The sequence below is a fragment of the Streptomyces sp. S.PNR 29 genome (assembly GCF_030386795.1).
GTDB lineage: Bacteria > Actinomycetota > Actinomycetes > Streptomycetales > Streptomycetaceae > Streptomyces.
The window spans coordinates 29636-43325 of the sequence record NZ_JANUQM010000018.1 but is presented as its reverse complement, the minus strand read 5'-3'; the positions used below and the strand labels follow the sequence as shown (position 1 = coordinate 43325).

The following is a 13690-nucleotide window of genomic DNA, read 5'->3' as shown; positions in this document are numbered from 1 at the left end:
AGGGGTTTCACAGGAATGTGGCGCACTGGGTAACGTGCCTTGTGCAGGGCGCTCGCCGGGGCACCTGTACGCCTGTTCCCGACCGGGCCGCACCCACCCTGTGCGTCGGCCGGGCCGCAGGTGAGCCGCACTGGCACCCGGCGAACCCGGGGAGCCGGACCGACGGAGGAGCACACGTGACCGTGGAGAGCACTGCCCCGCGCAAGCCGCGACGCAGCGCCGGAAGCAAGGCCGGCACCACCGGCACCAAGCGCACCACCCGCGCGAGCGCCAAGAAGTCTCCGGGCACCGACCCCGAGCTCGTGCAGCTGCTGACGCCCGAGGGCGAACGCGTCAAGAACGCCGAGTACGACCCGTACGTCACCGGCCTCACCCCGGACGAGCTGCGCGGTCTGTACCGCGACATGGTGCTCACCCGGCGCTTCGACGCCGAGGCCACCTCCCTGCAGCGCCAGGGCGAGCTGGGCCTGTGGGCCTCGCTGCTCGGCCAGGAGGCCGCCCAGATCGGCTCCGGCCGGGCCCTGCACGACGACGACTACGTCTTCCCGACCTACCGCGAGCACGGCGTCGCCTGGTGCCGCGGGGTGGATCCGACGAACCTGCTCGGCATGTTCCGCGGTGTGAACAACGGCGGCTGGGACCCGAACAGCAACAACTTCCACCTGTACACGATCGTCATCGGCTCGCAGACGCTGCACGCCACGGGCTACGCGATGGGCGTGGCCAAGGACGGCGCCGACAGCGCGGTGATCGCGTACTTCGGTGACGGCGCCTCCAGCCAGGGCGACGTGGCCGAATCGTTCACCTTCTCGGCGGTCTACAACGCCCCGGTGGTGTTCTTCTGCCAGAACAACCAGTGGGCGATCTCGGAGCCGACCGAGAAGCAGTCCCGCGTCCCGCTGTACCAGCGCGCGCAGGGCTTCGGCTTCCCGGGCGTACGCGTCGACGGCAACGACGTCCTCGCCTGCCTCGCGGTCACCAAGTGGGCCCTGGAGCGGGCCCGCAACGGCGAGGGCCCGACCCTCGTGGAGGCGTTCACCTACCGCATGGGCGCGCACACCACCTCCGACGACCCGACCCGGTACCGGGGTGACGAGGAGCGGCTGGCCTGGGAGGCGAAGGACCCGATCCTGCGCCTTCGCCGCTATCTGGAGGCCTCAAACCACGCGGACGAGGGATTCTTCGCGGAACTGGAGAACGAGAGCGAGGCGTTGGGCAAACGAGTGCGCGAGGCGGTCCGCGCCATGCCCGACCCGGACCACTTCGCCATCTTCGAGAACGTGTACGCGGACGGACACGCGCTCGTCGACGAGGAACGAGCCCGGTTCGCCGCCTATCAGGCGTCGTTCGCCGACACAGAGGGGGGTCACTGACATGGCCGAGAAGATGGCTCTGGCCAAGGCGATCAACGAGTCGCTGCGCCGCGCCCTGGAGGCGGACCCCAAGGTCCTCGTCATGGGTGAGGACGTCGGCAAGCTCGGCGGCGTCTTCCGCGTCACGGACGGCCTGCAGAAGGACTTCGGCGACAGCCGCGTCATCGACACCCCCCTCGCCGAGTCCGGCATCGTCGGCACGGCGATCGGCCTGGCCCTGCGCGGCTACCGCCCGGTGGTGGAGATCCAGTTCGACGGCTTCGTCTTCCCGGCCTACGACCAGATCGTCACGCAGCTCGCGAAGATGCACGCCCGCTCCCTGGGCAAGGTCAAGCTGCCGGTCGTCGTCCGCATTCCCTACGGCGGCGGCATCGGCGCGGTCGAGCACCACTCGGAGTCCCCGGAGGCCCTGTTCGCGCACGTGGCGGGCCTGAAGATCGTCTCCCCGTCCAACGCCTCGGACGCCTACTGGATGATGCAGCAGGCCATCCAGAGCGACGACCCGGTGATCTTCTTCGAGCCCAAGCGGCGCTACTGGGACAAGGGCGAGGTCAACACCGAGGCGATCCCGGGCCCGCTGCACAGCGCGCGCGTGGTCCGCGAGGGCACGGACCTGACGCTGGCGGCGTACGGCCCGATGGTCAAGCTCTGCCAGGAGGTGGCCGAGGCCGCCACCGAGGAGGGCAGGTCCCTGGAGGTCCTGGATCTGCGCTCGGTCTCCCCGATCGACTTCGACTCCATCCAGACGTCGGTCGAGAAGACCCGCCGCCTGGTGGTGGTGCACGAGGCGCCGGTGTTCTTCGGCTCGGGCGCGGAGATCGCCGCCCGTATCACGGAACGGTGCTTCTACCACCTGGAGGCCCCGGTGCTCAGGGTCGGCGGCTACCACGCCCCCTACCCGCCGGCCCGCCTGGAGGAGGACTACCTGCCGGACCTCGACCGGGTGCTGGATGCCGTCGACCGCTCGCTGGCGTACTGAGGAGAGGGTCGTGACGACGATGACTGAAGGGTCCGTACGCGAGTTCAAGATGCCCGACGTGGGCGAGGGACTCACCGAGGCCGAGATCCTCAAGTGGTACGTCCAGCCCGGTGACAAGGTCACCGACGGTCAGGTGGTGTGCGAGGTCGAGACGGCCAAGGCGGCCGTCGAGCTGCCCATCCCGTACGACGGCGTGGTCCGCGAACTGCACTTCTCCGAAGGCACCACGGTCGACGTGGGCACGCCGATCATCGCGGTGGACGTGTCGGGCGGTGCACCCGCTCCCGCGCAGGCGCCCGCTCCCGCCGAGCAACCCGCCGAACAGCCCACCGAGCAGCCCACCGAGAAGGAGCAGCCGAAGCCGGAGGGCCGCCAGCCGGTGCTCGTCGGCTACGGCGTCTCCACCTCCTCGACGCGCCGCCGCCCCCGCAAGGGCCCGCAGATCCCGGTCCAGGAGGCGTCGAGCGCGATCCAGGGAGAGCTGAACGGCCACGGCGCCGGCGCTCCGGTCGAGCAGCGCCCCCTGGCCAAGCCCCCGGTGCGCAAGCTGGCGAAGGACCTCGGCGTCGATCTGGCGACGGTCACCCCGACCGGCCCGGACGGCGTCATCACGCGCGAGGACGTCCACGCGGCGGCGGCTCCGCCGAAGACGCCCGAGCCGGTGACGGAAGCGCCCGCTGCGGCGGCGCCCTCCGTCGCGTACGACACGGCGCGCGAGACCCGCATCCCCATCAAGGGCGTCCGCAAGGCGACGGCGGCGGCGATGGTCGGCTCGGCGTTCACCGCGCCGCATGTCACGGAATTCGTGACGGTCGACGTGACGCGCACGATGAAGCTGGTCGAGGAGCTGAAGCAGGACCCGGAGTTCGCGGGCCTGCGTGTGAACCCGCTGCTGCTGATCGCCAAGGCGCTGCTGGTGGCGATCAGGCGCAACCCGGACATCAACGCGTCCTGGGACGAGGCGGCACAGGAGATCGTGGTCAAGCACTACGTCAACCTGGGCATCGCCGCCGCGACCCCCCGCGGCCTGATCGTCCCGAACATCAAGGACGCGCACGCCAAGACGCTGCCGCAGCTCGCGGAGTCACTGGGCGATCTGGTGGCCACGGCACGGGAGGGCAAGACCTCCCCCGGGGCGATGCAGGGCGGCACGGTCACCATCACCAACGTCGGCGTCTTCGGCGTCGACACCGGCACCCCGATCCTCAACCCCGGCGAGTCCGCGATCCTCGCGGTGGGTGCGATCAAGCTCCAGCCGTGGGTCCACAAGGGCAAGGTCAAGCCGCGCCAGGTCACGACACTGGCGCTCTCCTTCGACCACCGCCTGGTCGACGGCGAGCTCGGCTCCAAGGTCCTGGCCGACGTGGCGGCGATCCTGGAGCAGCCGAAGCGGCTGATCACCTGGGCGTGACGTGAGCGAGGGGGCCCGGCACACCCTGTGCCGGGCCCCTTCCGCTGTTCGCGGTCCCCCTGGGATCGCGGTACGTCCTACAGGTACGGCCCGCCCGAGCGGCCGCCCGCGCGCGGGTCGTCGCCGTCATGGCCGATGCCCGGCGGCAGCGCGCGGCGCATCTGCTCCAGCTGGGCGCGCGCGGCCATCTGCTGGGCGAAAAGGGTGGTCTGGATGCCGTGGAAGAGGCCCTCCAGCCAGCCGACCAGCTGGGCCTGCGCGATACGCAGTTCGGCGTCGGTGGGGGTCGCGTCGTCCGTGAACGGCAGGGAGAGCCGCTCCAGCTCCTCGACGAGCTCCGGCGCCAGACCGTCCTCCAGCTCCTTCACCGAGCTGGCGTGGATCTCCTTGAGCCGGGCCCGGCTGGCCTCGTCCAGAGGCGCCACGCGCACCTCCTCAAGGAGCTGCTTGATCATGCTGCCGATCCGCATGACCTTCGCAGGCTGCTCCACCTGATCCGTCACCGGGGTCTCGCGGGATTCGTCGTCCCCACCGCCACCGATGGCCATCCCGTCCTGGCCCACGACCAGGATCTGGGGGTTGTCCGGCGACCTGTCGTTCCTCGGCATCTCCATGCCGCCATTCTCTCGCACCCGTACATCTCATCACCGTGGTGCCCCCCGGGGGGCGTGATCCACCGTGTAGGGGTCACCTCCTTTCGACCTTTCGATGGAATCAGACATGCCGGATTCGTCGATGAATGTGAGGCTTGATCTGTTGATCTTGTTCGACTGGTTACCGGGAGGGGGTCACTGGCGTGACTCCAAGGCTGCGGGCACTGCGGAAGGCGGGACTGGTGGTGGCGGGGGTCGGGGTGACGCTGTGCGGGGGTGTGCCGGGGGCGTACGGTGCCGGTCCGGTGCACCGTGCGTCGGCTCACGGAGCGGTGTCGGGGCACGGAGCGGTGTCGGGGATGGGAGCGCTGTCGCCGTACGGAGCACTGTCGCCGTACGGGCCCGAGGCCCCGTCGCCCAGTGCCGTCGCCTCGCGGTCGGCGCCGCCTTCACCCGTGTCCCTGGTGCCGGCTCCGGCCCCGCCTGTTCCGCTGGTTCCGGATGCCGCCTCCGCTTCGGCCTCCGTCCCCGTCTTCGCCGCCGGCGGCATGGCTTCCGGTTCGGCCAGCAGCGCGGCGCTCGGGCGTGTCGCCAAAGCGTCCCCTTCCCCCCACGCCACCGAGCCGTCCCGGGCGGGGAGCAGAGCGGGTGAGGGGCGGGAACGACCGGGGCGGCTGGTGATGCCGGAGGCGGAGGAGGACGCCGGGCATCCGGAGGCCGACGGTGACGGGCTCTTCCCGGACGACCCAGACGGCTCCGCGTCGCCCGACGAGGCCGGGCTCGTACCCTCCGCGCCCCCGCTGCGGCACGACCCGGGGACCGTCTCGCGCGCCGAGCGGAGGACCGAGCCCGTGCTGCACATCCTGCCGCTCGGCAGCGGCCTGGTCCTCATCGGCCTCGGCCTGGGCCTGGCGTTCGTCGCCCTCCGCCTGCGCAGGGCGTGAGGCCGCCCGCCTCGGCGGCCCCGGACCGGCCTACGGCGCGACGAGCACCACCTTCCCCACATGCCCGCTCTCCTCCACCACCCGATGGGCGGCGGCAGCGTCCGGCATCGGGAACTCGCGATCGACGACCGGCCGTACGTGGCCGGCGGCGAGCAGCGGCCAGACGTGTTCCCGCACGGCCGCGACGATGGACGCCTTCTCCTCAAGGGGGCGGGCCCGCAGCGAGGTCGCGGTGATGGCGGCCCGCTTGCCGAGGAGGGCGCCGATGTTGAGCTCGCCCTTGACGCCGCCCTGCATACCGATGATCGCCAGCCGGCCGTTGACGGCGAGGGCCCGGACGTTGGAGTCCAGGTACTTGGCACCCATGATGTCGAGGATGACGTCGGCGCCCGCGCCGTCCGTGGCCTTCCTGACCTCGGTGACGAAATCCTGCTCCCGGTAGTTGATCAGGATGTCGGCGCCCAGCCCGGCGCAGTGGTCCAGCTTCTCCTTGCTGCCCGCCGTGACGGCGACCTTCGCTCCGACGGCCTTGGCGAGCTGGATCGCCATGGTGCCGATGCCGCTGGAGCCGCCGTGCACGAGGAGGGTCTCGCCCGGGCGGAGATGGGCGATCATGAAGACGTTCGACCAGACCGTGCAGGCCACCTCGGGCAGAGCCGCGGCCTTCGCGAGATCGACGTTCTGGGGGACCGGCAGCAGCTGTCCGGCCGGGACGACGGCCTTCTCGGCGTACCCGCCACCCGCGAGCAGCGCGCACACCTCGTCACCGACGGCCCAGCCGGCCACGCCGGGCCCGATGTCGGCGATCCGCCCGGAGCACTCCAGGCCGGGGTACGGGGACGCGCCGGGCGGGGGGTCGTAGAAGCCCTGCCGCTGCAGGATGTCGGCGCGGTTGACGGCGCTGGCCACCACCTCGACCAGGACCCCGCCCTCGCCGGGCACCGGATCGGGGACCTCGTCCCAGACCAGCGCCTCAGGACCACCAGGTTCGGGAATCGTGATCGCATGCATGAGGGGGACGCTACTCCTCGACGCCCGGCCCGGCCCTTCGCGGCCCTGCCCCGTTCCACGGCACGCCCAGGACCGGCGGCCCCGTCAGTCGAGCGGCAGCGGGCGGGCGTCCGGCGCGACCTGCGTACCCGGCGTCGCCCGTACGATCGTGATCAGACGGTCCGTCAACTCCAGCCTGCCGACGGCCGGATCGTCGTATCCGAGCACCCGGTGCCCCCGGATCACGCTCACCACCAGGTCCTCCGTCTCCCGTGGGCTCTTGCCCACCTCGGACTTTATGACCGGCCGTTCGACGAGGTCGAGGCCGCTGCCCTGGTGGATGAGGTCCTCCATGACCATGCCGGCGGACGGGCTGAGCACGGAGAGCCCGAGCAGGCGGCCCGCGGCACTGGCGCTGGTGATGACGGCATCGGCGCCGGACTGCTTCAGCAGCGGAGCGTTCTCCTCCTCGCGCACCGCGGCCACGATCTTCGCCCCGCGGTTGAGCTGCCGGGCCGTCAGCGCCACCAGGACGGCCGTGTCGTCCCGCTGGGTCGAGATGATGATCTGCCGCGCCTTGTGCACCTCGGCCCGCTTCAGGACGTCGCTGCGCGTCGCGTCACCGACCACGCCCGCATAACCGTCGGCCGTCGCCGCGTCGATCACCTTCCCGCTGGGGTCGACCACGACGACCTGTTCCTTCTTCAGCCCCTGCGCGCAGACGGTCTGGATCGCCGAGCGGCCCTTGGTACCGAAGCCGATGACGACGGTGTGATCGCGCAACGTGGACCTCCAGCGGTTCAGACGCCATTCCTCCCGGGTGCGCTCGGTGAGGACCTCAAGCGTGGTGCCGACGAGGATGATCAGAAACAGCACGCGCAGGGGCGTGATCACGAAAATGTTGGTCAGCCGGGCAGCGTCACTGACGGGCGTGATGTCGCCATATCCGGTGGTGGAGAGGGAGACGGTCGCGTAGTACCAGGCGTCGAGGAAGTCGACGGAACCGTCGGAGTTGTCGTTGTAGCCGTCGTGGTCGGCGTAGACGATCAACGCCGTGGCGACGAGCACCAGCAGGGCCATGACGACCCGTTTGGCGACCTGCCGTATCGGCCGCTCCACGGTTTTCCTCGGGAGCTTCACCCGATGGGTCACGAGATGTTCGTCCGCCTGGCGGGCGATCGCGTCCTGCCCGGGAAGTTTCACGTGAAACACACCCCGATCCCGCCGGTCGCCCACGGCAGGTCGAGCAGTTCCGCCTCCTGACCGGGTCGTGCGCCACCCGGCGGTACGACGGCCAGGGCGTCGGCCACCGCGATGCCACGCAGCATGGCCGGGCCGTTGTAGTGCAGCGGCACGGCACGGTCGCCACGCAGAACGACGGGGATGAGCCGGGTGTCGTACGGGTGCCCGTGCGCCGCGTCCTGCAGGGGCAGCGTGTACGGCTCAGGCGCCGGACGCGCGGCAAGGGTCCTCAGCAGGGGCTCGGCCAGCGTGACCAGGCCGGAGACGGCGGCGAGGGGGTTGCCGGGCAGCCCGACGAGGTGCTGGTTCTCCCTGGTGCGTGCCAGCAGCATGGGGTGGCCGGGGCGCACCTTGACACCGTCGACGAGGATGTCCGCGCCGATGCGGCGCAGCGTGGGGTGGACATGGTCGACAGGGCCGGCGGCGGTGCCGCCGGTGGTGACGATGACGTCCGCGTCGGAGGTCGTGAGCGCCTGGTGCAGCGCCTCGGCGTCGTCGCCGAGCCGGCGGACGGCGGTGACCTCGGCGCCGAGCGCCCGCAGCCAGGACGGCAGCATCGGGCCGAGGGCGTCCCGGATCAGCCCGTCGTGCGGCAGGCCTTCGGTGAGCAGTTCGTCACCGAGGACGAGGATCTCGGCGCGGGGGCGGGGGACGGCGGTGAGGGTGTCGTATCCGGCGGCCGCGGCGAGTCCGAGCACGGCCGGTGTCACGAGAGTGCCGACGGACAGCAGCTGGTCACCGCTGCGGCACTCCTGGGCGCGGGGCCGGATGTCCTGGCCGGGGACCACCTCGCACGTGGCGTGCAGCCGGTGCTTGTCGTCGGTGCGGCCGTGCTCGGTGCGGAGCACGGCGGTGGTGTCCGGAGGGATGCGGGCGCCGGTGGCGATACGGACGGCCTCGCCGTCGGTGAGCGGCTCGTACGCCATGTGCCCGGCCAGGACACCTTCCTCGCGTACGTCCCAGGGGCCGGGGCCGGCGACCGCCCAGCCGTCCATCGCGGAGGTGTCGAAGGAGGGCAGGTCGGTGAGGGCGGTCAGGGGCGCGGCCAGGGTGAGGCCGAGGGCGGCGTCGAGGGGTACGGACACCGGGGTGCGGCGGGCGCTCCGGGTGGCGGTACGGGCGGCTCGGGCGGCGGTCTCGCGGGCCTCGGGCCAGGGGGTGGCCTGGTGACGGGTGTCCGGGCGAGGGGAAGCGTCGTGCCGGCCGCCTTGTGCGGTGGGTCCGGCCGCGTGGTCACCGGGGGTGTGATCGTGGTCGTCCTTCACGAGAGCGAGCACCTCCTCGACGTCGAAGTCCTCGGCGTCCTCGTCGGCGCGCGTGCCGTGGGGGGTCATCCGGCGTCCGGGCGGGTGTCGGGCGTGGCGTCGGGAGCCACGTCGGGCTTGGCGTCGGCGGGCTCGGCGTCGGCGGCTGCGGTGTCCTCCTCGGCCCAGCGGACGGCGAGGGCCGCGGCCTTGCGGGCGGCCTCGGTGACGTCTTCGGGGCTGCCTCCGGCCCGGGCGGCCGCGTAACCGACGAGGAAGGTGGTCAGCGGTGCCGCGGGCCTGGCCACGCCGTGGGCGGCGTCACGGGCCAGGTCGAGCAGGACGCCCGTGTCGACGTCGAGGTCGATGCCGAGCTCGTCCTTGACTGCGGAGATCCATTCATCCAACACGTGCCCATGCTCCCTGATCCGTGCTCGTGCCGTGGCGATGTCGTCCCAGGTGTCGCAGTCGAAGGACGCGACGGGGTCCCGGAGACGGACGAGTTCGAGGTGGGCGGTCAGCCGCCGCAGGGGAAGCCCCGTGAGACGGCCGTGCTCGGCGCCGAGGAGCGCGAGCAGCCGGCGCAGAGGCTGTGTGCGGTACGCCGCCACGAGCGGTTGGTCCCGCCCTTCCGAGTCGGTCAGGACCACGCCGTCGGCCGTTCCCTCCCGCAGCGCCGCCAGCAGGCGCCCGACGGTTCGCCCGTCGAGGAACGGCAGGTCGGCGGAGAGCACCACGACCTCGTCGGCGGTGGAGTGCCGTACCCCCGCGTCGAGCGCGGCGAGCGGTCCGCCACCCGGCGGGTCCTCGCGCGCCCAGGTCACGGGCCGCGCGGTCGGCCGGGGATCGGCTACGACGACGGTGGTCCTGGAGCCGGCGCATGCGGCCAGGACCCGGTCGAGCAGCGGGCGTCCGCCGACGCGCACACCGGGCTTGTCCGTGCCACCGAGCCGCCGGGCGGCACCACCGGCGAGGACGACGGCGTCGTACGCGCCGGTGGCCGCACCCGGCGCGGTGTCGCCGCCGGCGCCGGGGTTGCCTGGAGGCTCGTACGCGGTCACCCCCTGAGTATGCGCGACCTCGCGATCACGGGGAAACACGGGGGAGTCGGCGCGGTCACAGCGTCCGCAGCAGCACCGCCGGCTGTTCCACGCAGTCCGCCACGTACCGCAGGAAGCCGCCCGCCGTGCCGCCGTCGCACACCCGGTGGTCGAAGGTGAGCGACAGCTGGACGACCTGCCGCACCGCCAGCTCACCCTCGTGGACCCAGGGCTTGGGGACGATGCGGCCGACGCCGAGCATGGCCGCCTCGGGGTGGTTGATGATCGGTGTGGAGCCGTCGACGCCGAACACCCCGTAGTTGTTCAACGTGAAGGTCCCGCCGGTGAGTTCTCCGGGCGTCAGCGTGCCGCTCCGGGCCGCCTCGGTCAGGCGGGCGAACTCCGCGGTCAGCGACTCGGCGTCCCGCGTGTGCGCGTCCCGTACGACCGGTACGACGAGCCCCCGCTCGGTCTGCGCCGCGAAGCCGAGGTGGACGCGGTCGAGCTGGACCACCTCCCGGGCCTCCATGTCGACGGTGGCGTTCAGTTCGGGGAAGCGGGCCAGGGCCGCGGTGCAGATCCGGGCCAGCAGGGCGAGCAGGGAGATCTTCGGCCCGCCGGTGGCGTTCATCGCTGTCCGGGCCCGCAGGAGCTCGGTCGCGTCGGCGTCCACCCAGCAGGTCGCGTCCGGTATCTCGCGCCGGCTGCGGGAGAGCTTGTCGGCTACGGCTCCCCGGACGCCCTTGAGGGGCGTACGGATGCCGCCGGGGGTCGCCGCGGCGGGGGCCTGTGGTGCGGGGGCCGTGCGCGGCGCCTGTGCCACGCGCGCGTGCGGCTCGGCCGGCGCCGCCGTACCGCCCTGGGCGGCGGCGGCACGCAGCGCGTACTCCACGTCCGCCCGCAGGATCAGCCCGTCGGGGCCGGAGCCCGTCAGCTCCCGCAGGTCCAGGCCGTTCTGCCGGGCCAGCCTGCGGACCAGGGGCGAGATCACGGGGACGGGGCCGTCCACCGGGTCGGGTGCGGTGACCGGACGGTCCGCCGGCTCGGTGGCGACGACCGGGCTGTCCGTCGGCTCCGGGGCGCCGACCTGCCCGTTCACCGTCTCACGAACCCCCGCTCGCCCGGCTGCCGCGGCTGCCGCGGAAGCCGCGGAGACCGGCTGCTCCGGTCGTACCCTGCGTCGCCGCGCGGGCGCCTGGGACGTGCCGTATCCGACCAGGACGTTGCCCGAGCCCTCGGTCCGGGCGGCACCGGCGTCCCGCGCCCCGGCCGTGGCCGTCCCCTCGGTCCGGCCGGTGCCCGAGTCCGCCGTCCCGCTGCCGGGATCCGGCTCGCCCACCGCCACCGTGAGCAGGGGCGCCCCGACGGGCAGTTCCGTGCCCTCCTCGCCGAAGCGGGCCGTGACCACGCCGCTGTAGGGGCAGGGCACCTCGACCATCGCCTTGGCCGTCTCGACCTCGACGACGGGCTGGTCGACGGCGACGACGTCACCGACCTGCACCAGCCAGCGCACGATCTCCGCCTCGGTGAGCCCCTCACCGAGGTCGGGGAGCTTGAACTCCAGCACCTGTGCCATCAGCTCTCGGCCTCCCACTGCAGGCGCCCCACGGCGTCCAGGATCCGGTCCACGCCGGGCAGGTGGTGGCGCTCCAGCATCGGCGGCGGATACGGGACGTCGAACCCGGCCACACGCAGCACCGGCGCCTCCAGGTAGTGGAAACAGCGCTCCGTGACCCGGGCCGCGATCTCCCCGCCCGGGCCCCCGAAGGTGCCCGACTCGTGGACGACGACCGCGCGTCCCGTCCGCCGCACCGAGGCGCACACCGTCTCGTCGTCGAACGGCACCAGGGAGCGCAGATCGACGACTTCGAGGTCCCAGCCCTCGGCCCGGGCCGCCTCGGCCGCCTCCATGCAGACGGGTACGGACGGCCCGTACGTGATGAGCGTGGCGCTCCGCCCTGAGCGCCGCACCACCGCGCGGCCTATCGGTTCAACGGGCGTCGGCTCCTCGGGGTTCCAGGAGTCCTTCGACCAGTACAGGCGCTTGGGCTCCAGGAAGACCACCGGGTCGTCGGAGGCGATCGCGGCGCGCAGCAGCCCGTAGGCGTCGGCGACGGTCGCGGGCGTGACGACATGGAGCCCCGGAGTCGCCATGTAGTACGCCTCGGAGGAGTCGCTGTGGTGCTCGACGCCACCGATGCCGCCGCCGTAGGGGACGCGGATGGTGACGGGCAGGGGCATCGTGCCGCGGGTGCGGTTGCGCATGCGGGAGACGTGCGAGACGAGCTGCTCGAACGCCGGGTAGGCGAAGGCGTCGAACTGCATCTCCACCACCGGCCTGAGCCCGTACATCGCCATGCCGACGGCCGTGCCGAGGATGCCGGCCTCGGCCAGCGGCGTGTCCGTGCAGCGGTCCTCGCCGAATTCCTTGGCCAGGCCGTCGGTGACCCGGAAGACGCCGCCGAGGGTGCCGACGTCCTCGCCCATGACGTGGACGCTCGGGTCGGCGGCCATCGCGTCGCGCAGCGCGCGCGTGAGGGCCTGCGCCATGGTGGCCGGCTTGAGGGCGACGGTGGTCATCGGTGCGCCCCTTCCTGTTCCGCTTCCAGCTCCGCGCGCAACTGGGCCTGCTGGTCGCGCAGTTGCGGGGTGGGCTCGGCGTACACATGGGCGAACAGGTCCATGGGGTCGAGCGCCGGGTCCTGGTTCATGCGCTCGCGCAGCGCGGCGGCGAAGACCTCGGCGTCCTGACGCGCGGCCTGGATGCCGTCGTCGTCGATCAGGCCGTGGGCGGTCAGCTCCCGTTCCAGCAGCAGGATGGGGTCGTGCTCCCGCCAGGTCTCGACCTCGGCGTCCCCGCGGTAGCGGGTCGCGTCATCGGCGTTGGTGTGGGCGTCGATCCGGTAGGTCACCGCCTCGACCAGCGTGGGGCCGCCTCCCGCGCGCGCGTGTCGTACGGCGTCACCGAGGACCTCGTGCACGGCGACCGCGTCGTTGCCGTCGACCAGGCGTCCCGGCATGCCGTAGCCGACGGCCTTGTGGGCCAGTGAGGGGGCCGCGGTCTGCTTGGCGAGCGGTACGGAGATCGCGAAGCCGTTGTTCTGGACCAGGAAGACCACCGGGGCCTGCCAGACGGCGGCGAAGTTCAGCGCCTCGTGGAAGTCGCCCTCGCTGGTCCCGCCGTCGCCGACCATCGCCAGCGCCACCACGTCGTCGCCCTTGAGGCGGGCGGCGTGCGCGAGGCCCACGGCGTGCGGCAGCTGGGTGGCGAGCGGGGTGCACAGAGGGGCGACCCGGTGCTCGTAGGGGTCGTAGCCGGTGTGCCAGTCGCCGCGCAGGAGGGTGAGGGCGTCGACCGGGTCCACGCCCCGGGCGACGACGGCGAGCGTGTCGCGGTAGCTGGGGAAGAGCCAGTCGCGCTCTTCGAGGACCAGCGCGGCGGCGACCTCACAGGCCTCCTGGCCGGTGGTGGAGGGGTAGACGGCGAGCCGGCCCTGCTTGGTGAGCGCGGTGGCCTGCGCGTTGTAGCGGCGGCCCCGGACCAGCTGGGCGTACAGCGTCCGCAGCAGCTCTGGGTCCGCCTTCGCGGCTGCCTCCGTGCCGAGGACGCGGTAGGGCTCCGCGTCGGGCAGCAGCGGCGCGGGGTCGGTACGGGGCTGCCAGGCGGGCGGCGGCGTTGGCCGGTACGCGCCCCGCTGCTCCATGACCGTCATGACGGCACCTCCTCGTGGGAGCGGCTTCAGGCGCGCCACGGGTGTGATGCGCCTCACCTACCGATTGTTCGGTCGTCGGCACATTTTGGCTACAGGCACCCTCAGGCTGTGGACAAACGGTTCTCCACAGCTTGGTATGTACGCAGTACGTCCATGGTAGG

13 protein-coding genes are annotated in these 13690 nt (G+C 72.4%); 4 read left to right on the top strand and 9 right to left on the bottom strand.

What is annotated here, in order from left to right; all coding sequences use genetic code 11:
- Window positions 1–176: 176 nt before the first annotated feature.
- From pdhA (NW895_RS36380) to NW895_RS36370, 3 genes are read left to right on the top strand one after another with little or no spacing between them, the layout of a single operon-like run.
- Window positions 177–1373, top strand: a complete 1197-nt coding sequence (gene pdhA, locus NW895_RS36380) for a pyruvate dehydrogenase (acetyl-transferring) E1 component subunit alpha (protein ID WP_289941159.1) — start codon at window positions 177–179, stop codon at window positions 1371–1373.
- A gap of 1 nt (window position 1374) precedes the next feature.
- Window positions 1375–2352: an alpha-ketoacid dehydrogenase subunit beta gene (locus tag NW895_RS36375; RefSeq protein WP_289941158.1), complete on the top strand. Its 978-nt coding sequence runs from the start codon at window positions 1375–1377 to the stop codon at window positions 2350–2352.
- 10 nt (window positions 2353–2362) lie between these two features.
- Complete coding sequence (locus tag NW895_RS36370) at window positions 2363–3763, top strand: dihydrolipoamide acetyltransferase family protein (protein WP_289941157.1); 1401 nt, start codon at window positions 2363–2365, stop codon at window positions 3761–3763.
- 77 nt (window positions 3764–3840) lie between these two features.
- Here NW895_RS36370 and NW895_RS36365 read toward each other — a convergent pair whose 3' ends face one another.
- Both NW895_RS36365 and NW895_RS36360 read right to left on the bottom strand, forming a co-directional pair.
- Window positions 3841–4377, bottom strand: coding sequence for a bacterial proteasome activator family protein (locus tag NW895_RS36365; RefSeq protein ID WP_289941156.1), 537 nt, complete (start codon window positions 4375–4377; stop codon window positions 3841–3843).
- Window positions 4378–4678: 301 nt separating this feature from the next.
- Window positions 4679–4951: a hypothetical protein gene (locus tag NW895_RS36360; RefSeq protein WP_289941155.1), complete on the bottom strand. Its 273-nt coding sequence runs from the start codon at window positions 4949–4951 to the stop codon at window positions 4679–4681.
- An 85-nt stretch (window positions 4952–5036) separates the two neighbouring features.
- Here NW895_RS36360 and NW895_RS36355 point away from each other — a divergent pair, with 85 nt between their 5' ends.
- Entirely contained in the window at window positions 5037–5300 is a 264-nt protein-coding gene (locus tag NW895_RS36355; protein WP_289941154.1) for a hypothetical protein, read from the top strand.
- 30 nt (window positions 5301–5330) lie between these two features.
- On the opposite strand, the gene NW895_RS36350 is transcribed toward NW895_RS36355, so the two are convergent.
- The 7 genes from NW895_RS36350 to pdhA (NW895_RS36320) all read right to left on the bottom strand — a co-directional run bounded on the left by NW895_RS36350 (window position 5331) and on the right by pdhA (NW895_RS36320) (window position 13529).
- Window positions 5331–6311: an NAD(P)H-quinone oxidoreductase gene (locus NW895_RS36350; protein ID WP_289941153.1), complete on the bottom strand. Its 981-nt coding sequence runs from the start codon at window positions 6309–6311 to the stop codon at window positions 5331–5333.
- Between the two features lie 84 nt (window positions 6312–6395).
- Window positions 6396–7493, bottom strand: coding sequence for a potassium channel family protein (locus tag NW895_RS36345; RefSeq protein WP_289941152.1), 1098 nt, complete (start codon window positions 7491–7493; stop codon window positions 6396–6398).
- Window positions 7490–8866 (bottom strand): molybdopterin molybdotransferase MoeA, encoded by a 1377-nt coding sequence (locus tag NW895_RS36340; protein WP_289941151.1) that lies wholly within the window; start codon window positions 8864–8866, stop codon window positions 7490–7492. Before NW895_RS36340 ends, NW895_RS36345 begins: the two co-directional genes overlap by 4 nt.
- Complete coding sequence (locus NW895_RS36335) at window positions 8863–9837, bottom strand: NTP transferase domain-containing protein (RefSeq protein ID WP_289941150.1); 975 nt, start codon at window positions 9835–9837, stop codon at window positions 8863–8865. The genes NW895_RS36340 and NW895_RS36335 overlap by 4 nt, the downstream gene beginning before the upstream one ends.
- 55 nt (window positions 9838–9892) lie before the next feature.
- Window positions 9893–11392, bottom strand: coding sequence for a dihydrolipoamide acetyltransferase family protein (locus tag NW895_RS36330; RefSeq protein WP_289941149.1), 1500 nt, complete (start codon window positions 11390–11392; stop codon window positions 9893–9895).
- Window positions 11392–12396, bottom strand: a complete 1005-nt coding sequence (locus NW895_RS36325) for an alpha-ketoacid dehydrogenase subunit beta (protein WP_289941148.1) — start codon at window positions 12394–12396, stop codon at window positions 11392–11394. The genes NW895_RS36330 and NW895_RS36325 overlap by 1 nt, the downstream gene beginning before the upstream one ends.
- Window positions 12393–13529 (bottom strand): pyruvate dehydrogenase (acetyl-transferring) E1 component subunit alpha, encoded by a 1137-nt coding sequence (gene pdhA, locus NW895_RS36320; protein ID WP_289941147.1) that lies wholly within the window; start codon window positions 13527–13529, stop codon window positions 12393–12395. The genes NW895_RS36325 and pdhA (NW895_RS36320) overlap by 4 nt, the downstream gene beginning before the upstream one ends.
- Window positions 13530–13690 lie beyond the last annotated feature (161 nt).

What these genes read in the sequence shown, in the direction of transcription:
- NW895_RS36365 (WP_289941156.1), bottom strand. Translation starts at nt 4,377, where the DNA reads ATGGAGATGCCGAGGAACGACAGGTCGCCGGACAACCCCCAGATCCTG.
- NW895_RS36355 (WP_289941154.1), top strand. Translation starts at nt 5,037, where the DNA reads ATGCCGGAGGCGGAGGAGGACGCCGGGCATCCGGAGGCCGACGGTGAC.
- NW895_RS36340 (WP_289941151.1), bottom strand. Translation starts at nt 8,866, where the DNA reads ATGACCCCCCACGGCACGCGCGCCGACGAGGACGCCGAGGACTTCGAC.
- NW895_RS36350 (WP_289941153.1), bottom strand. Translation starts at nt 6,311, where the DNA reads ATGCATGCGATCACGATTCCCGAACCTGGTGGTCCTGAGGCGCTGGTC.
- NW895_RS36325 (WP_289941148.1), bottom strand. Translation starts at nt 12,396, where the DNA reads ATGACCACCGTCGCCCTCAAGCCGGCCACCATGGCGCAGGCCCTCACG.
- NW895_RS36330 (WP_289941149.1), bottom strand. Translation starts at nt 11,392, where the DNA reads ATGGCACAGGTGCTGGAGTTCAAGCTCCCCGACCTCGGTGAGGGGCTC.
- NW895_RS36375 (WP_289941158.1), top strand. Translation starts at nt 1,375, where the DNA reads ATGGCCGAGAAGATGGCTCTGGCCAAGGCGATCAACGAGTCGCTGCGC.
- pdhA (WP_289941147.1), bottom strand. Translation starts at nt 13,529, where the DNA reads ATGACGGTCATGGAGCAGCGGGGCGCGTACCGGCCAACGCCGCCGCCC.